This window comes from Clostridium boliviensis (genome assembly GCF_033342255.1).
GTDB classification, from domain to species: Bacteria; Bacillota; Clostridia; order Lachnospirales; family Lachnospiraceae; genus Lacrimispora; species Lacrimispora boliviensis.
This window is the reverse complement of record NZ_JAWONS010000216.1, coordinates 25,852-45,003: the sequence shown is the minus strand read 5'-3', so window position 1 is coordinate 45,003 and position 19,152 is coordinate 25,852. Positions and strand designations below refer to the sequence as shown.

Genomic DNA, 19,152 nt, shown 5'->3' with positions numbered 1-19,152 from the left:
TTCGCTGCCTCCTTTGATATTGTTAATTTGTAAACAAAGTTCGGATAGGAAGAAGGAGAACAAGATTATGGATAAACAGTATGGCAGCCTGTTAAAACCGATTCAGATTGGTCCCGTGAGATTAAAGAACAGGGTATCTTTCACTCCGGTTTGGCCAAGTTTTGCCACGGCAGATGGTTATGTAAACAGAGAATTAATGGAATGGACGAGAGATATCGTGAAAGGAGGCTGTGCATGTATCAACATCGGGTGCGGCATGGTCAACCGGAATTTACCGAAAGAAATCACTCATCTTTTGCGTATGGGGGAGGAACCTGTTGTTAATGGATTATCCATGCTATGCGATCTGGTACATATGTATCAATGTAAAATCGGTATGGAGCTTTTTGCAATAAATCTGTCACCGGTTTCTTTTGATGAAAGAGATAAAAGCTCAGGGAAACCGGCAGTGGAAATTGATCCGACATTTCTTACAAAAGAGCAGATTCAGGATTTTATTAAAGATTTTGCAGATGCAGCAGAAAGGGCAATGCGCAGTGGTGTGGACAGTCTGGTGATCCATGGTGCCCATGGTCAGCTCCCTGGCTGCTTTCTTTCAAAAGTGATTAATGAACGTACGGATGAATATGGTACCGACTCTATGGAAAACCGGGCCCGTTTTACCAATGAGCTGTTAGAGGCGGTTCGCGCAAAGGTGGGGAATAGGCTTGCCATCGAATACCGGATTAATGCCAATGATATGATACCTGGTTCTCCTGCCATAGAAGAAGTCATTGAATTTGTAAAATTAATTGAAGACAAAATTGATCTGCTTCATGTGTCAAGAGGAATGCATTCCATACAGAACCTTGCGCCCTTTATTAACCAGCCCATCTATTTTGATCATGGGATTAATTTAGAGGATGCAGCGGTAATAAAGGCAGCTGTTAAGGTGCCGGTTACTGTAGTTGGTTCTGTCACAATGGAGCAGGCGGATGAAGCCATCCGTGAAGGTAAGATCGATATGGTATCTATGGCACGCGGTCTTATGGCAGATCCGGATATGGTTAATAACATCCGGCATGGTTTTGTTTCCATGACCAGACCATGTATCAGGTGCAATAACTGTATTCAGAAGACCCACTATCAGCTGGCGCCCATAAGATGTACGGTTAATCCATTAATGGGAATGGAAACTCTCTATTTCAATACTCCGGCTCCAGCGCAAAAGAAAAGAATTGCCGTAATCGGCGGAGGACCTGCCGGAATGGAAGCAGCCAGAACCGCGGCTCAAAGAGGTCATAAGGTGGTTCTATTTGAGAAGTCGGACCGGCTTGGCGGTGTATTAAATCTGGCATCAATTCCTGATTTTAAAGCCGATATAAAGGCTTATCTGGATTGGTCTGTCCGTGAAACGGAAGCTGAAAGCGGTATAGAGATTCGTAAAAATGTAAATGCAGCTCCGGAGCTGTTAGCAAAAGAAAAATTTGATGGAATTATTGTTGCAGTAGGATCAAATCCGATTATTCCATCCTTTGTAGAAGGAAATAGCCGTGTTGTATGGGTAGGAGATGCGGAAACAGGCAGAAAAGAGACTGGAGATGATATAATTGTTGCCGGAGCAGGACTTACCGGCTGTGAAGCAGCATTAGCTCAGTGAAGGAAGGGGAAAAAGGTTACTCTTGTTGATATGGTGCCGGAAGAAAATTTTGGCGGCGGCGGAGCAAAGTTTAATCAGATAGCCATTATAAATATGCTGAAGAAGGAAGGTGTGATTTTCCGGGGCGGTCTGCGGCTGGTATCTGTTGGTGAAGCCGGAGCTGTTTTTGAAGATAAAGACAATAAGAAAGTTGTAATTGCCTGTGATACGGTTGTACTTTCCCTGGGAGTACAGGCTGATTCATCTTATGTAGATCAGTTTGCAGAGTGTGCTGCCGATGTACTTACAATTGGTGACTGTAATACAAAGCAGGGTACGTTATATAATGCAGTCCATACTGGTCATGAGGCTGGATATTTTATATAAATATAAGCTTATAAAAAAGAATCCATGGAATTCTGTATAAATTTGCAGAATTCCATGGATTCTTTCATTATTAATTATCTTTTGAATGCCGTTCCCCAATCTGGAAGTCATCTGCATGCTCAAACATATATTTAACTGTGAGAGGCTCCTGACCGGTGAGATTTTTAAAATCATCCGTAAACATGTCCATTTTGCCCAGTCGAATGGCCTGTGCAAATGTCACCATACCCTCTGATGAAAACGGTGCTTCGGAATCTTCTTTAAATTTTCCGTCAGTGGTTCTGGGGACTCCCATAGAATCAAAGACAGCATAATTTTCTTCGTCCGTCAGCTCCTCATAGGTTACATGGTTTCCTGTAACCTGATTTCCATATTCGATAAATTCAGAGATGGTCATTAACTGCGGTCCATTGATATTTAGAATGGATTCGTGATAGTTCTCGGATACAAGAGAATAAGCGATTGCCTTGGCGCAGTCTTTACGGGAAATGTAAGCCATTTTTCCATCGCCCTGGCTATTTTTTAATATGCCGTCCATTTTAGCAAAGGTAAAATAATTGGTGATCATGGCCTCTGCATACTGGGAATTGCGCAGGAAAATATAATCAAGTCCGGCCTGCATGATGTAAGCCTCTGTGTAGGCATGGTCAATTTTTTCAACACTGGGATTGGTTTCATCTGCTGCATTGACAAGAGAGGTATAGATGATTTGTTTTACTCCGGCTGCCTTTGCTGCATCTACGGCGTTTTTGTGGGCATTCTGTCGCTTTTTTCCGACGAACGGCATGGAAATTAAAGCAACCTTATCTGCATTTGCAAAAGCTTCGGCAAGACCTTCACTGTCATTGAAATTTGTTTCATGAGTTTCAATACCCTGCTCTTTAAATTCTTTTAATGCTTCCGGATTATAACCGCAGAGAATGACCTGGTTCTTATCAACTAATTCCAATAAATATCTTGCAGCCTGACCGCCTAAATTACCGTCAACACCGGTTAATAATAATTTACCCATAATTGTTAATCCTCCTTCAAAATATTTATATACTTATGATATGTTAAAATTTAAACAAAGTCCAATGAGATATTTATATGGACCATTTATAAAATTAATGCTGTATATGTTTTAGGAAATGTTTTAAAGCAATATTTTTATTATCTTTTAAATAAGCAATTTCTATACGGAATGTATGATTCGTATCTTCCAACGGGATCATTCGGACATCATTTTTTAAATAATCAGCATTATAATTGTCCGGGAAAAATCCGATCAGATTTTCCGTGATGATGTAAAACAGCTCGGTTTCAATATCATCTGCAGACCGGACTATTTTGGGGTGATATCCGTCTAAGGCCGCATGCTGTATCATCATCTCGTAGGAACAGCCAATGGTTTCAGGATTCAGCATGATCAGCGGATACTGATATAATTCATCTTTTGAAATTGTTTTATGGTGATACAGTGGATGAGGACTGCTTACAACCGCACAATATTGACCGCTATACAGAGGGTAAGTGCAGATGCCGGGTTTGTCCTTAAACTCCGAATCAAATGCTATCGCAACATCATATAATCCTTTTAGCAGATATTCCGATACATCCTTTAGCAGCACTTTATCCAGTTCGAATCTTATATTGGGATTCTTTTCTTTAAAAGAAGGCATTAAGCTTAACATACTCTGAATATCTGTTGCTGTTGCGTATTCCACGCTTATTGTCAGATTATGGTTCATTTTATAATTAATCAGTCTGGCTTTCATTTGATTGTATTTCTTCCATAGAGCGACAGCCTCATCATAGAATATCCACCCGGCTTCTGTTGGTTCCACCGGGATTTTTTTCCTGTCTATCAACTGGATACCCGTCTCTTCTTCCAGTGATGCAATCTGCAGACTGATCGTAGTCTGTGATACAAAGTTCTTTCTTGCAGTTTCTGTAAAATTCCTGCATTCAACCAGATCAATAAAATATTTTATTTTATCAAAATTCATATTACCTCTCTTTATCTATCTGCTTTCTTTCCGTACGTTCCATAATAATATTATAAACCGTTAAGAGGCACTCTACAAGAAAGTGTTTGCCTTTCCCTCTTTAACAGTGCTAAAATAACAGAGTATATACGAAAGTACTGAAACGAGTGACAGGAGAGGATCGATGTATGGCAACAGGCAGAATGAATCAGCTGGTAGTGATGGTCAATTTATGCAGCAGTGTAGTGGAAGGAATCGAGCATCTCATCGCTAGTCAGAGTAATGACCGGTTGAAGGAGGATGCTGTTTCCGGGCTTCTTACACTGGAAGAAAACTTAAAGGGACTTCAGGCGGACAAGTCTGTAATACATGAGACAAGATGGATGGCAGAGGTCATAAAAAACTGGCTTTTTGTCTATGACAGGGAGTTTAGGGACCGTCTGTACCGCTGGTATTTTAAGGCATTAAAAGAACTAAGAAATTTAATGTTTGCGGAGATTGAAATCTGTCCCGTCTGTTCCGGAAAAGGGACGGTGCATTACGGAGCATCACTTTACATGGAGGGGGATGAGACGGGAAAAGAGATCATAAAACCGGTCCGTATCTTTATGAAGTGCAAAGAATGCGGTAACTATTATCTGGCGAAAGAGGAACCGGGGATTATCAAAAGAAGGAAAAGAACTGCACGTACCCGCGCAGGATGTAAAAGAATACTTGCGGATATTGAAAGTCTGGCTGCTGATGATACCATATTGTTTATAGGAAATCAAAACAGCCAATTATATAAAGAGGCGGTCGCTGCAGGCTGGAAAGTCAGCGCTCTTTTGGAAGCGGATGCACTCAGCACAGATAAGAAAGACAGATATGCAGCGGTGATCATTGACCGTCTGTCAGACAGCCGGGATATGAACGCCATTCTTGACAGAGCAGCAGACAGCCTGGCTGATGGAGGAATCCTCTGGTTTGACGGACCGGATCTTGATAAGTCAATGGATCTTCTGGTGAAAAAGGGGAGAGTCATATGGCGGAATATGGCATCTGAGGTTTATCTTACCCAAAAAGGAACAGAGAATCTGGCAAAACTGTTCGGGTTAACGATAAAGTCCCGTAAGAAAGTGGGGACTACTCTGGGACGTATTGAAATAATCGCCCAGAAATCATAAAAGAAAGAAGGAATGGAAATGGGGCATCTGACAGCCCGTGATGCGTACTTAAATTTAAGTGACCGCATTAACTGGTTTACACAAGGGGCGCCTGAGTCGGAGACGCTTTATAAAATTCTTCAGGTTTTGTATTCGGAGAAAGAAGCAAAATGGGTAGCGCTGCTGCCGGTAAGACCTTTTACAGTTAAGAAGGCAGCTAAGATCTGGGGCACTACGGAGTTTAAGGCTGAGCGGCTTTTGAACCAACTCTGTGAAAAAGCGCTTCTGGTGGATTCCTATCACAATGGAATCCGAAAGTTTGTCATGCCGCCTCCAATGGCAGGTTTCATTGAATTTGCCCTGATGAGGACCAGAGGAGACATTGACCAGAAATACTTAGGTGAGCTTTACTATCAATACATGAACGTAGAAGAGGACTTTATTAAGGACTTATTTTTTGCTACGGAAACAAAACTGGGAAGAGTCTATGTTCAGGAACCTGTCCTGTCAACGGAGAAAACCAACCATATCCTGGATTTTGAACGAGCCTCTCATATTGTGGAAGAGGCGGATTATATCGGACTGGGGCTTTGCTATTGCCGCCATAAGATGTCTCATGCGGGTCACCCCTGTGAAATTAATGCACCATGGGACGTATGTCTGACCTTTGACAATGTAGCCCGTTCTCTTGCAGAGCATGGAGAATACGCAAGGCTGATTTCCAAAGAGGAAGCCATGGATGCGCTGGAACGGTCCTATGCAAGCAATCTGGTACAGATTGGAGAGAATGTACGGGAGCATCCGGCATTTATCTGCAATTGCTGCGGGTGCTGCTGCGAAGCACTTCAGGCTGCCAGAAAGTTCAGTCCGATGCAGCCTGTCGCGACAACCAATTACATCCCCCGTATATCGGAGGAGACTTGTGTGGGCTGCGGGAAATGCGAGAAAGTATGTCCCATCCTTGCTATTTCTATGGAAAAGGATGAAAATGGGAAGAAAAAGGCCGTGGTGGATGAAGAAATCTGTCTTGGCTGTGGTGTATGCGCCAGAAACTGTAATGTGAAAGCGATTAATATGGAACGAAGGCCAAAGCAGATCATTACTCCCGTGAACAGCACCCACCGCTTTGTGCTGCAGGCTATTGAAAAAGGGACTCTGCAGAATCTTATTTTTGATAATCAGGCATTTGCCAGCCACCGCGCCATGGCGGCACTTTTTGAGACCATCTTAAAGCTGCCCCCGGTGAAACAGGCATTGGCAGGCAAACAGCTGAAGTCCATATATTTAGACAGACTATTGTCTATGAATAAGAGAAAGTCTGTGGAAGCAGGCCCCAATGACGGGAAAAGCCGTCCGTAATCAAGCGGCAGAAAGAGGAGGGGGAACGTGTTTGATAAATTGACAAAAAATGATATTGATAAAATGAAACAGGAAATTGAACACCGGAAACTGGTGGTGCGTAAGGAAGCGCTGGAAGCAGTGAAAGAAGCAAGAGCCCATGGTGATTTAAGTGAAAATTTTGAATACCATGCTGCGAAGAAGGATAAAAACCAGAATGAAAGCAGAATCCGGTATCTGGAAAAGATGATAAAAACTGCCCAGATCATCACCGATGATTCCAAAGAGGATGAAATCGGGCTTTATAATACTGTGGATTTGTATTTTGAGGATGACGATGAGGTGGAGACTTATAAACTGGTGACAACTGTCAGGGGAAATTCCATGAAGGGTTTAATCAGTTCCGAATCCCCTCTTGGCAACGCAATCCTGGGGCATAAGGTGGGAGACCGGATTTTTGTTAAGATAAATGAAAAAGCCGGGTATTATGTTGTGGTGAAACGTCTGGAAAATACAAAGGATGATGGAAGCGACCAGCTGAGAAGCTACTAATTCGCAAAGGCAGGATGTTACCATGAAAGATATGACAAAAGGAAATATTTCCTCCCAGCTGATTCGTTTTTCCATTCCTCTGGTTCTGGGAAATCTGTTTCAGCTGACTTATAATGCCGTTGATTCCATCATAGTAGGGCGCTTTGCAGGAGAAGACGCCCTGGCTGCGGTTGGAACTGCAAACCCTGTTATGAGCATTGTGATTTTAGGAATCACTGGGATCTGTATCGGAGCTTCCGTGCTGATGAGTGAATTCTTCGGTGCAGGAGATGAAAAAAGACTGAAGGAGGAGGTTTCCACAGTACTCCTTTTTGGGTGTTTCTTTTCTCTGATCATCGCAGCCCTGGGTTTTATCTCTTCCAGGAGTATCTTAAGGCTGCTTCGGGTTCCGGATCAGATTTTAGAAGATGCAGCCACTTATCTGCGGATTATTTTTTTGGGAATGCCTTTTACATTCTTTTATAATGCAGTGGCATCAGCACTGAGGAGTGTAGGCGATTCTAAGACTCCGGTGCGGTTTCTGGCAGCGGCTTCGATATTAAATGGGCTGCTGGATGTGGTTTTTGTGGCATGGCTTCATATGGATGTCATAGGGGCTGCCCTTGCCACAGATGTTGCGGAGGCAGTATCTGCATTGCTTTGCGTTATTTATATTTATAAAAAGGTCCCCCTTCTTAAAGTGAGCAGGAGAGAAATCCGGCTGAACCGGGAGCTTTTGCGCCTTACCTTGAGCCAGGGAGCAATCACGGCTCTGCAGCAGTGCTGCCAGCCCATTGGAAAGCTGCTGATTCAGGGAATGATCAATCCGCTTGGAGTCAGTACGATTGCGGCATTCAATGCGGTAAACCGGGTGGATGATTTTGCGTTTACACCTGAACAGAGCATCTCAAGCGGTATCATGACGTTTGTGGCTCAGAACAGGGGAGCAAAAAACAGCGGCCGTATCAAAAGGGGATTCCGTACAGGACTTTTGATTGAAGCTGGATACTGGGTTCTCATCTGCAGCCTGATTCTGGTTATTAAGGAGCCGGTTATGAAACTGTTTGTATCGGAGAACGATACCGGGATGGTGGCAATTGGAGTGAACTATCTGGGACTGATGGCTTTTTTCTACCTTATGCCGGCATTTACCAATGGAATTCAGGGCTTTTTCAGGGGAATGGGAAATATGTCCATTACCCTGATCTCCACACTCATTCAGATCTCTGTGCGGGTGGTGTTCGTATCTCTTCTTGTTCCTTCGATGGGATTGAAAGGAGTTGCATATGCCTGTCTTATTGGCTGGGCCAGTATGCTTCTTGCAGAAATACCTTATTATTTCTGGTTTAAAAATAAAAATGAATTACTACAGGAGAGTGACAGATGATAAAAAATATTGTATTTGATATGGGAAAGGTACTGGTTGACTATGAAGGCCATAAAGTGGGCACTGTTTTTATAGAGGATGAAGCGGAGCGGAAGGAAGTCTGCACATCGGTTTTTGATTCCCAGGAATGGCTGCTGCTTGATATGGGGGTGATTTCAGAGGAGGATGCATTACAGAGAATGCAGTCACGGCTGTCTACGGACCATGCAAAGGAGATGGCAGAGCTTTGTCTGAAGCACTGGCATGAGTATAATATGAAGCCTGTAAAAGAAATGGGAGAGCTTGTGAGAGAATTGAAAGAACAGGGATATGGAATCTACCTCTGCTCTAATGCTTCCCTCCGGCTGCTGTCCTGCACGGATATCATTCCAGGAATTGAATATTTTGACGGAGTACTTTTTTCTGCAGAAGTGAAGTGCATGAAGCCGCAGAAGGAGATGTACGGGCATCTGTTTGAACGGTTTTATTTAAATCCCAGGGAATGCTTTTTTATAGATGATCTGCTCATGAATGTGGAAGGGGCAAGAGCATGCGGTATGGAAGGATACTGCTTTGCTGACAGGGATATAGAAGGGCTTAAGGAGTGTTTGAGAAAATTGAAATAAGCGAGATAATGAAGAAAAGATCAGGAGCTATAACTGCCTGGTCTTTTTTTGTGCGTAATATTTTGGTGCATAAAAGAAGGAGAAAACGACAAATTTGCACCAAAAGTTACATTTAAAACGTCATTTACTACATGGTACGTGTTTTTGTGACAAATTAGACTATAATAATTATTGAGCAATCAAGGGTTTGAAATCTTGTTATAAAACTGCGACAGGAAATACGGTTTAGGGGGTGAACAAAAAAATAAAGCTGTAAGATCTAAGCAGATTTGTACATGATTTTTAAACGATATAAACTCTTTAAAAGTGAAAGGAATGGATTAAAGTATGAAAGATAATATGAGAAGAATGAAAAAGAGAATAGGCGCTTTGTGTCTGGCGTTAGGATTAGCTGCCAGTACTATGTTTTCACCAGCTACTGCTTTTGCAGCAACAGCCTATTATCCCGAAACACAGCTGGATGGTAAGTTAAGTACATTTCATCAGGGAAGTATCGGTGATTGTGGAGCAGTTTCGGCCATACAGGCATTAGATAACAGCAGATATGGAAGAAAAATTTTCAGAAAAATGATTTCGGATAATTATAATGGCACTTACACCCTTAATTTCGGCGGTGGAAGAGTAACAGTCACTGAGGATGATGTTTATAATGCATACATAGAAGGTGATCTTGATGCCAGAGTAATAGAGGCTGGTCTGCAAAAGGCCATGAATGTTTATAATGGTTGTTTTGCATGTGATGTATTCACAAGAATGACAGGATTCAGACAAAGAACCTACTGGTCTTCTAATAAAACTGTGATCATGAATGCGATGGCTGCAAAATGCCAGAATGGAGAGGGAATTACAGCAGCCTGCGATTTTAATATAGCAGATCCAGGCAAAGGCATTATCGGAGATGGCGGACATTCTTATTCTATAAGAAGCGTAAATAACGACACTGTAGTGCTAATAAATCCCTGGGATACTTCTATTTTAATCAGCATGCCAAGAAGTCAGTTTGAGAGATCCATAAGGTATATGACATATGTAGACGATGCGGCAAAGAATGTTGTGGTTTATTGGGAATAAATCAGTGGGAAAATACTTCCTTTGTTGACATATTAAGAAAGATAGGTATAAAATATAATTAGATAGTTTTTGAATTTTGAGCAGTTTATTTTGTCATGTCCATGATTTTCTAATTCTTAAACCAGAGCATAATTTAGGAGGGATCATGAGAAATTTGTTAAATAGTGAAAAGAAAAGATTGTTGGTTCTTGCAATAGTAATTTCTTTCTTTCCGCCGGTATTACAAATCAACGAGAGGAATATCGAACATGTATATAGTTTGGGGTTCCCGGATATATTTGTTACTCTGCATGGACATATTTCTGAATTTCCTGCTGGGCTGGGAATTAATCCAATTCAGTTTTTGGGTAATGTAGGTGTGAACTGGATAATTTTGTGTATCTTAGTTAAAGTATTTCGGAAGTTAGTTTTTTATTTAAGACACAAAAAAGATAGTGTGGATCGATAATTTTGATTGCTTTTTTCATGAAACATTTACTTTTGATAAGGACAGCCAAAACTAATTTTTGGCTGTCCTCGTTATAATAATCGTTCTGCCTATCATTTTATAGGAACGAATGAAAATAAGGTTTAAGTATGTGGAGATGATAACATGCAAATAATCATTGTGCTTTTTATAATTATATTTATAACTCTTTTTTTGATCATCAATAAAAAGTTGAAATTTAAAAGAATACAAGATATTAAGGACGAGATAAATAATTCTTTTGGAAAAAAATCTGCAAATCAGCTTTTTGAGAAAGAATAGAAAGAAAAATTAATTATTTTCAATCTGAATCAATAGACAGGAATGAAATCTGGTATATAATATCCGGAATAGGAAAGAATCGCGATAGTTATTATCTGCCTGATTATATAAAAAACTTAATAACTTTTAGAATAGCACATATTGAATATTATCATTTTATGAGATTACTTTTGCTATTATCATTTTTACCAGCAATTGTATCCGTTAATTATATATTTCTTTTATTTCCATTTTTTATAGCTTTAATAAATATTGTGATATATTCGTTTCAAAAAAGCAGATATGAATTATATCTAAATATGCTTAGCAGTGTTCTTAAAATTCTAATCGCTGCAAAACGTATTGTGGATTCTCCTTTTTTGAAATATGAAAAAAATTTTAATGATTTAAGTGATAAAATAGCCATATTTCGCCCGCTATTATTAAAAATAAGTAAATTGCAGCATCGTTCTCCCTTCAGTTTGTCTGGAGATGCAATAACATTATTAGAATCTATGACTTTTGGTATTACATTATGGGATTTGATTCAATATGATAAAGTAATATGTCAATTAATAAATTATCAGGATGAGTTAATGGAATTATATACAGTAATAGGCGAAATAGATTCAGCAATTTCTATTGCTTCATTTAGAAATACGCTTCCGTTTTATTGTACTCCGATTTTCTGCAATGGTAATGAAATTATAGCAGAAGAACTATATCACCCGATCGTAGAAAATCCAATTAATAATTCCATAGTAATAAAAAAAGGGTGTATGATTACTGGTTCGAATGCCTCTGGTAAATCCACCTTTATAAAGGGGCTGGCTATCAATGCAATATTGGCTCAAAGTATTTCTACGTGTCTTGCTAAAAAATTTGTTATGCCTCATTCTGCAATTATTACTTCAATGGCTGTTCGTGACGAAGTATCAACAGGAGATAGTTATTATATAAAAGAGATTAAATATATAAAGAGAATTGTAAACGCATTAAATGAAAAAAGACCGGTTATCTGCATTATTGATGAAATTTTACGAGGAACCAATACAGCTGAGCGGATTGCTGCTTCAATAGCGATTTTAAAATATTTATCTGAAAAAAATTGCATTACAGTAGTGGCTACTCACGATATAGAATTAACGGAATTAATGAAAAGAAAATATGAAAACTACCATTTCACTGAGCGTATAAGTGATAATAAAATAATATTTGAATATAAAATACACAAGGGACCTGCTGTTTCGAGAAATGCTATTAAATTATTAGACTGTATGAAATTTCCAAAAGAGATAACAGAGGAAGCTGAGAGAATACTGAGAATAACCCGCCGTGAATATCCGCATAGAGGACAGCTAAACAAATGAGTCTGGCTGTCCTCTTTATTAATTTTTTCTGTATTTCGTCATAAAAGCATTATGATCCGGAAGCCATTTTATAAATTTCCAGAACATCCTGCCAATACAGCTTTTTTAACCCGCCTAACGGATGTTCCGCGCCGTAGGCCTCTCCCGTTGATTTTTTTGCCATCAGCTCTAAATTGGTACTGTCAATTCCCAGTTCCTCAAGAGTTGTGGGAAGTCCCATCTTTACAAAGAACTGGGACAGGCGGTTGATTCCTTCCAGTACAATGGCGTCAGGATCACGGAAGCTGCCTTCCACACCCATAATATTGACTGCAAACTGTACAAACATATTGATGTTTGTTTTATAAACATACTTCATCCAGGCGGGAGTGAGAACTGCCAGCCCGGCGCCGTGAGCCACATCGTAGATGGCACTCAGTTCATGTTCCATGCCATGACATGCCCAGTCCTGCCTCCTGCCCAGTCCCAGTAAATCGTTGTGGGCTATGGTGCCGCCCAGTCCCACCTGACACCAGGCATCGTAGTTTTTCGGATCCCTGGATACCAGAAGAGCATTTTTCATTATTGATTTTAATGTGGTTTCACAAAGACCGTCGGTGAGATCCGTATGGAGAGTATTGGTAAAATAACGCTCAAATATATGGCTCATCATGTCAGCCACGCCGTTGGCTATCTGGTTTTTCGGGAGAGTAAAGAAAAATTCCGGATTCGTGACACTTAAGACCGGACGGACCAGATTGCTTCCATATCCCAGCTTCATCTGTTTTTCTTCATTGGTGATCACGGTGCTGTTGCTGGATTCGCTGCCAGCAGCAGGAATAGTCAGAATCGTAGCAACCGGCAGAGCAGAAGTAATCGCTTTTCCCTGCTCATAAACATCCCATACGTCGCCTTCATAACAGACGCCGATGGCAATGGCCTTTGCAGAGTCAATGACACTGCCGCCGCCAACTGCCAGAATTAAGTCTACACCCTGGTCTTTGCATAATTTTATGCCCTCATAAACCAGCGACAGGCGGGGATTTGGAACGACTCCTCCCAACTCCACAAACTCAATTCCGCTTTCCTTTAAAGATTGAGCCACTGTATCAAACAGACCGTTCTTTTTAATCCGTTCCCCGCTGTAATGCAAGAGTACCTTTTTCGCATAAGGAGCCAGAAGGCTTCCGATTTCCTTATGGGTATCCTTTCCAAAGCAGATACGTGTGGGAATGTGAAAATCAAAATTTAACATAGTAATACTTCCTCTCTTATATATTTTTAGAAATCAGTGGTATCCGGGTTGGTGGCGTAGCCGCAGCAGCCCTTTAAACCGGCTATAACGGATATATCTTCCGCTGAAAGTTCAAAATCAAATACACGGGCATTTTCCTCGATCCGCTCTTTTGTAACGGATTTGGGCAATGGAAGGAAGCCCATCTGCAGGCTCCATCTGATACAAATCTGTGCAATAGATTTTCCATATTTTTCTGACAGTGCAATCATCTCCGGAACTTCAAAGATCCTGCCGGATCCAAGGGGACTGTAGGCTTCTGCCAGTATGTTCTGTTCTCTTAAGTAGGAAACCAGTTCATCCTGGGTATCGCCGGGGCAGAGTCTGATCTGGTTTACCATAGGAGCAACATTTGCTGTTTTCATCAGCTCCTCTAAGTGATGGCGGCGGAAATTGCTGACCCCGATGGAACGGATGCGCCCTGCCTCATACAGTTCTTCAAATGCTTTCCAGGTGCCTGCATTTGCTGCCTGCCAGTCAGAACGGGACTTAATGGGGTTGGGCCAGTGGATTAAGTATAAGTCTAAATAATCCAGATTTAAGTTTTTCATGGTTGTTTCAAAAGCATTTAAGGTTTCCTGATATCCATGTTCTCCATTTTGAAGTTTGCTGGTTACAAATATTTCTTCCCTTGGGATTCCGCTTTCCTTTATCCCGATGCCAACGCTCTCCTCATTATAATAGAGTGCCGCAGTATCAATGTGGCGGTAGCCTGCTTTAAGGGCCTGCTTTACTGCATTAACCGCTGTTTCGCCGTTTGGTGCCTTCCAGGTTCCGAAGCCGACGCATGGAATTTTCACACCATTTGACAGTATATAGTTGTCTGATAATGATTTCATTATGTTCCTCCTTTATTCATTTTGCTTGATCAAAGGACCAAACTATCGTATAGTAAGTATTGTAAACCTTAACGTTAACTTTAAGTCAAGAGACAGATGAAAAATTTGCAGGAGCAGGATAAAAATGAATTATACAATTAAGCAGGTATCAGAAAAAACAAATTTAAAACCTCATGTACTCAGGTATTATGAACGGGAAGGGCTTCTTCCATTCGTAAACAGGAGTGACAGCGGAATCCGCCGTTATTCGGAAGAGGACTTAGATTGGCTGTCCCTGATCTGCTGTCTGAAAAATACGGGAATGGCGATCAGACAGATCCGGGAATTTGTGGAGCTGAGCGTACAGGGAAAAGAGACATTAAAGGAACGCTGTGACATGTTAATCGAGCACAAGAAGGAAGTGGAGGAACAGATTGCCGGCATGCAGAAGTACTTATGCAAGGTAGACCATAAAATAAACTACTTCACAGACCAGTATAAGAGATATTTAACTGACAGCGGTGAGAATGGAGAAGACAGTCATGTACCGGATTAAGATTGCAGATATGGATTTAGAACAGATTGCCCAGTCAGGGCAGTGCTTCCGCATGAAAGAGCTGGAACATGGTATCTGGTCGGTTGCAGCAGGTGAGGAATACATAGAAGCAGTAATAGAAGGGGAGGAATTTCTTTTCTCCTGCGATGAGCCGGAGTTTCAATCAATATGGTCCCCCTATTTTGATCTGGAAGAAGATTATGCCGGATATAAAAAACGGGTGCCATCGGAGGATACTTACTTAAGGGAAGCCATCCGGTGCGGATGGGGAGTCAGGATTCTCCGACAGGATTTCTGGGAGATGCTGGTTACATTTTTAATTTCCCAGAATAATAACATTCCCCGTATAAAAGGCAGTGTGGCGGGACTTTGTGAGAGGTTTGGATCGGAAAAGACGGGAAGAGGACTGGCGTTGTCTTCTGCCGGGATATGGGAAGAGACTAAGCGCAGCTATAAGACCTTTCCTTCGCCGGAATCCATTGCCATTGAAGGCCTTCCTGGTCTTTTTGGACTGGGTCTTGGATACAGGGACAAGTATCTTCTTTCCATTGCAGAGCGCTGCAGCGGACCGGAGGGGGAGAAGTGGATGTCCGGTTTAAAGGAAGCGGATTATGAAAATGCTCATGCCATGCTGCAAAAGCAGTACGGAATAGGCAAAAAGGTGGCAGATTGTGTCTGCCTTTTTGGGCTGCATCACGTGGGCGCTTTCCCTGTGGATACCCATGTGAAGCAGATTCTTACCACTTATTATCCGGATGGTTTTCCACTTAAAAGATATGAAGGCTGTGCAGGAATACTGCAGCAATATATGTTTTACCATAAAATCAACCGGTTAGCGGCAGAGTAAATTTTCAATCTTTCAGGCACAGTCTGGGACGCAATAAGTCCCTAAACTGTGCCTTTCTTTTCTCATGTCGAAATAATTCATACTTTTATCACACAATAAACAAAGTTAAATCACACATTTTTCACAATTCCATTCTACCCTAAGTAAGAACACGATTACGTGAAATAGAACAGGAGGAGAGAGAGTTGATTGAAGTCAAAAACCTGGTAAAAGATTACGGCGGGCATCTTGCTGTGGATCATTTAAACTTTACCATTCAGGATGGTAAGATCTATGGTTTTCTGGGGCCCAACGGTGCTGGAAAGTCCACCACAATGAATATCATAACCGGTTACATAGGTGCAACCGAGGGTGATGTCTGGATTAACGGTCATAATATTTTAGAGGATCCGGAGGAAGCAAAAAAATGCATTGGGTATCTGCCGGAGCTTCCGCCTCTTTATGTGGATATGACAGTAAAAGAGCAGCTGGAGTTTGCAGCTGAATTAAAGAAGATATCAAAAAAGAACAGGGAAGAAGAAATTCTGAAAGTGATGAAGCTGGCGAAGCTTGAAGATGTAAGCGGACGCCTGATACGAAACCTCTCAAAAGGCTACAGACAGAGAGTCGGACTCGCTCAGGCGGTTTTAGGCTTCCCTCCGGTTATTATCTTAGATGAGCCTACTGTTGGACTGGATCCTAAACAGATTATTGAAATTCGTGATACCATAAGGGAACTGGGGCACAACCATACCGTTATTTTAAGCTCCCACATTTTATCTGAAGTCAGCGCAGTCTGTGACCATGTGCTGATTATAGACCGGGGACGTCTGATTGCCAGTGATACACCGGAAAACTTAGAGAAACAGATGGCGGATGCATCCGGAATGGAACTGCTGATAAAGGGAGAAGAGAAACAGATCTGTGAGATACTTGACTCTCTGCCCCAGGCAGCTGATGTGAATGTTGTGGACAGCAGGGAAGAACTTGTGAAGAAGGTAACATTCCGAATGAACGCTGCGAAAGAAGCCGGGACGGATATTCGGGAAGCCATCTTTTTTGCTTTTGCAGACCAGAGACTGCCCATTCTTTCCATGCATGTAAGCCGGGCGTCATTGGAAGAGGTATTCCTGGAACTGACTGCTGAAGCGGAAGCAGAGTCCGGGGATAACAAAGCAGAGATCAAAGAAGAGCCGGAAGTGCAGGCTGTAATTGAAACAGAAGATGCAGAAACAGAAGATACAGAATCAGAAGATATTAAAACAGATGGAAAGGAGGAACTGTAATGGCTGCTATTTATAGAAGAGAGCTGAAATCGTACTTCCAGTCCATGACCGGATATGTTTTCATTGCTTTTGTAGTGCTGTTTATCGGCATTTACTTTATGGCATATAACATGATGAGCGGATATCCGTATTTTTCCTACACACTTTCCGGAATGGTGACGATTATCATGATCGGTATCCCGGTTCTTACCATGAGAAGTTTTGCAGATGACAGAAAGACCAAGACCGATCAGCTGCTGCTGACAGCTCCGGTGTCTGTGGGGAAAATAGTGGTAGGGAAATATCTTTCCATGGTAACTGTATTTGCAGTACCGGTTATTCTGTCCTGCCTTTGCCCGCTGATCATTAAAATGAACGGTACCGCTCATTTAAAGGCGGATTATGCCGCCATTCTGGCATTTTTCCTGCTGGGCTGTGTTTACATTGCCATAGGAATGTTTATTTCGTCCCTGACAGAAAGTCAGATTATTGCGGCTGTAGGGACCTTTGGAATGATTCTGCTGCTGATTTTATGGCCTAATCTCGTGGGATTTTTACCGACTACTGCACTGGGTTCTCTCATTGGATTCGTCCTTCTATGGTCATTGGCTGTATTCATAGTTCAACGGGTCACCAGTCACAACGGACTTGCGTTTATTTTGGAGGCAGTGGGAATTATCGTTATGGCAGGATTGTACTTAATCAGGAAAGGCCTGTTTGACCGGGCACTGACCAGTGTCATGGAAAAGGTTGCAATCTCAGGTGTATTCCAGAACTTTGCGGCTCATTATATCTTTGATGCAGGTGGTCTGGTTTCCTATATCAGCATTATATTCCTGTTGGTATTCTTGACTGTGCAGTCCATAGAGAAACGCAGATGGAGTTAGGAGGGTGGAAATGACCAGAAAATTAAAAAAAGGCGGTTATACGGCAATACTTTCCGTTATTGTCATAGCTGCTGTTATTATACTGAATATGATTGTGGGACGTCTCCCGGAAAAGGTGCGGCAGTGGGATATGAGCAGCAGCCAGATTTACACCCTGGGAGAGACCACCAAGGATCTGATAAAAGGACTTGATAAGGATGTGACAATCTATGTAGTGGGAGATCCCGCTAATATAGACAAACGGATCACAAGCTTTGTTAACCGTTATGGAGACTTATCCAGTCATATCAAGGTAGAGACAGTGGACTCCGTGCTGCACCCTGAGCAGCTGAAGAAACTGAATGCAACAGACAGCACTCTGCTTGTAAGCTGTGAGACCACCAATAAAACACAGTCTATCCCATTTGCGGATATTATTAAAATAGATGAATCCTCTTACTACTATTACGGACAGACAAAAGAAACCGAATTTGACGGAGAGGGACAGCTGACAGGTGCTATTTCCCATGTGACCAGTGATGTATCCAAAACCATCTATGCAACAGAAGGACACGGAGAAGCAGCTTTTGGCAATACCGTCTCCGATATGCTGAAAAAATCCAATTTAACAGTCAATAGCATCAATCTCTTAAAAGACGGTAAAATTCCTGAAGATTGTGAGCTTCTTCTGATCAATGACCCGGCATCAGATCTGGCCAATGATGAGAAGACCATGCTTACTGATTATTTAGACAAGGGCGGTCACGTATTGATTCTGGCTGGCTATGCTGAGAAGGAACGACCCAACTTAACTTCTGTGATCAGCGCATATGGACTTAACCTGGAAAATGGAATGGCTGCAGATACCAAGAACTTTTACCAGAACAATCCTTACTACATCTTCCCCACCATTGAGACTGGAAGTGATGTGACAAACGGCGTGGATACAAGGAGCGCGGCTCTGGTTCTCCAGTCAGCTGCATTGACTAAGACTGAGAATGTGCCGGATGGGATCACGGTTACTCCATTTATGCAGACCAGTGACGGAGGAATGCTGGTAACCGAAGATGCTCAGAAGAAAGGTACCTATATTCTGGGAGCTGTTTCAGAAAAGAAACTGGATACGGGTTCTGCCCGCCTCACTGTTTTTTCAACTCCTACACTCATTGATGAAAAGTTAAATACCAGTTTTACCAATTTAACTAATTTAACCCTGTTTATGAATGCGGTTACCTCTAATTTTGAAGATGTTGCCAATGTCTCCATACCATCAAAGAGTCTGGATGTTACGTATAATACTGTGACCCACGGCGGTATGTGGGGAATTCTGTTTATTTTTGTTATTCCTGCAGCAGTTCTTTGCTGCGGACTTATGGTCTGGTTCAAGCGCAGACGTCTGTAAAAG

Annotated in this window: 19 protein-coding genes; 15 read left to right on the top strand and 4 right to left on the bottom strand. The window is 41.8% G+C overall.

Annotated features, from left to right (window positions below; all coding sequences use genetic code 11):
* The first annotated feature begins 67 nt into the window (after positions 1-67).
* Complete coding sequence (locus RZO55_RS12785; protein WP_318064673.1) at positions 68-1,639, top strand: oxidoreductase; 1,572 nt, start codon at positions 68-70, stop codon at positions 1,637-1,639.
* Positions 1,640-1,669: 30 nt separating this feature from the next.
* Positions 1,670-2,005, top strand: coding sequence for a hypothetical protein (locus RZO55_RS12780; RefSeq protein ID WP_318064672.1), 336 nt, complete (start codon positions 1,670-1,672; stop codon positions 2,003-2,005).
* 70 nt (positions 2,006-2,075) lie between these two features.
* Here RZO55_RS12780 and RZO55_RS12775 read toward each other — a convergent pair whose 3' ends face one another.
* Positions 2,076-3,017 carry an NAD(P)H-binding protein gene (locus tag RZO55_RS12775; RefSeq protein ID WP_318064671.1) on the bottom strand — a complete coding sequence of 314 codons (942 nt, stop codon included), beginning with the start codon at positions 3,015-3,017 and terminating at the stop codon, positions 2,076-2,078.
* A gap of 94 nt (positions 3,018-3,111) precedes the next feature.
* The gene (locus RZO55_RS12770) at positions 3,112-3,993 is read right to left on the bottom strand and encodes a LysR family transcriptional regulator (RefSeq protein WP_318064670.1); all 882 of its coding nucleotides are present in this window, start codon (positions 3,991-3,993) and stop codon (positions 3,112-3,114) included.
* 167 nt (positions 3,994-4,160) lie between these two features.
* Between RZO55_RS12770 and RZO55_RS12765 the strand changes: the two genes are divergently transcribed.
* From RZO55_RS12765 to RZO55_RS12730, 8 genes are all read left to right on the top strand, one after another.
* The gene (locus RZO55_RS12765; RefSeq protein WP_318064669.1) at positions 4,161-5,135 is read left to right on the top strand and encodes a hypothetical protein; all 975 of its coding nucleotides are present in this window, start codon (positions 4,161-4,163) and stop codon (positions 5,133-5,135) included.
* An 18-nt stretch (positions 5,136-5,153) separates the two neighbouring features.
* Positions 5,154-6,473, top strand: a complete 1,320-nt coding sequence (locus RZO55_RS12760) for a 4Fe-4S dicluster domain-containing protein (RefSeq protein ID WP_318064668.1) — start codon at positions 5,154-5,156, stop codon at positions 6,471-6,473.
* A gap of 27 nt (positions 6,474-6,500) precedes the next feature.
* Positions 6,501-7,004: a GreA/GreB family elongation factor gene (locus tag RZO55_RS12755; protein WP_318064667.1), complete on the top strand. Its 504-nt coding sequence runs from the start codon at positions 6,501-6,503 to the stop codon at positions 7,002-7,004.
* Positions 7,005-7,035: 31 nt separating this feature from the next.
* Positions 7,036-8,370: an MATE family efflux transporter gene (locus RZO55_RS12750; RefSeq protein WP_336624293.1), complete on the top strand. Its 1,335-nt coding sequence runs from the start codon at positions 7,036-7,038 to the stop codon at positions 8,368-8,370.
* Entirely contained in the window at positions 8,367-8,975 is a 609-nt protein-coding gene (locus RZO55_RS12745; protein ID WP_318064665.1) for an HAD family hydrolase, read from the top strand. The genes RZO55_RS12750 and RZO55_RS12745 overlap by 4 nt, the downstream gene beginning before the upstream one ends.
* Positions 8,976-9,323: 348 nt before the next feature.
* Entirely contained in the window at positions 9,324-10,046 is a 723-nt protein-coding gene (locus RZO55_RS12740; RefSeq protein ID WP_318064664.1) for a hypothetical protein, read from the top strand.
* A 145-nt stretch (positions 10,047-10,191) separates the two neighbouring features.
* A complete protein-coding gene (locus tag RZO55_RS12735; protein ID WP_318064663.1) occupies positions 10,192-10,494 on the top strand; it encodes a hypothetical protein in 303 nt (100 codons plus the stop codon).
* A 599-nt stretch (positions 10,495-11,093) separates the two neighbouring features.
* Positions 11,094-12,143, top strand: a complete 1,050-nt coding sequence (locus RZO55_RS12730; protein ID WP_318064662.1) for a MutS-related protein — start codon at positions 11,094-11,096, stop codon at positions 12,141-12,143.
* 49 nt (positions 12,144-12,192) lie between these two features.
* Here the strand turns inward: RZO55_RS12730 and RZO55_RS12725 are convergent, their stop codons facing one another.
* Both RZO55_RS12725 and RZO55_RS12720 read right to left on the bottom strand, forming a co-directional pair.
* A complete protein-coding gene (locus tag RZO55_RS12725; protein WP_318064661.1) occupies positions 12,193-13,377 on the bottom strand; it encodes an iron-containing alcohol dehydrogenase in 1,185 nt (394 codons plus the stop codon).
* 26 nt (positions 13,378-13,403) lie between these two features.
* Positions 13,404-14,255 (bottom strand): aldo/keto reductase, encoded by an 852-nt coding sequence (locus RZO55_RS12720; RefSeq protein WP_318064660.1) that lies wholly within the window; start codon positions 14,253-14,255, stop codon positions 13,404-13,406.
* 124 nt (positions 14,256-14,379) lie between these two features.
* Here RZO55_RS12720 and RZO55_RS12715 point away from each other — a divergent pair, with 124 nt between their 5' ends.
* The 5 genes from RZO55_RS12715 (at position 14,380) to RZO55_RS12695 (ending at position 19,149) form a co-directional block, all read left to right on the top strand.
* The gene (locus tag RZO55_RS12715; protein WP_318064659.1) at positions 14,380-14,790 is read left to right on the top strand and encodes a MerR family transcriptional regulator; all 411 of its coding nucleotides are present in this window, start codon (positions 14,380-14,382) and stop codon (positions 14,788-14,790) included.
* Positions 14,777-15,637 (top strand): DNA glycosylase, encoded by an 861-nt coding sequence (locus RZO55_RS12710; RefSeq protein ID WP_318064658.1) that lies wholly within the window; start codon positions 14,777-14,779, stop codon positions 15,635-15,637. Before RZO55_RS12715 ends, RZO55_RS12710 begins: the two co-directional genes overlap by 14 nt.
* Before the next feature lie 185 nt (positions 15,638-15,822).
* On the top strand, positions 15,823-16,902 hold the full coding sequence (locus RZO55_RS12705; RefSeq protein WP_318064657.1) for an ABC transporter ATP-binding protein: 1,080 nt from the start codon (positions 15,823-15,825) through the stop codon (positions 16,900-16,902).
* Positions 16,902-17,768: an ABC transporter permease subunit gene (locus RZO55_RS12700; RefSeq protein ID WP_318064656.1), complete on the top strand. Its 867-nt coding sequence runs from the start codon at positions 16,902-16,904 to the stop codon at positions 17,766-17,768. Before RZO55_RS12705 ends, RZO55_RS12700 begins: the two co-directional genes overlap by 1 nt.
* Positions 17,769-17,778: 10 nt before the next feature.
* Entirely contained in the window at positions 17,779-19,149 is a 1,371-nt protein-coding gene (locus RZO55_RS12695) for a Gldg family protein (RefSeq protein ID WP_318064655.1), read from the top strand.
* Positions 19,150-19,152 lie beyond the last annotated feature (3 nt).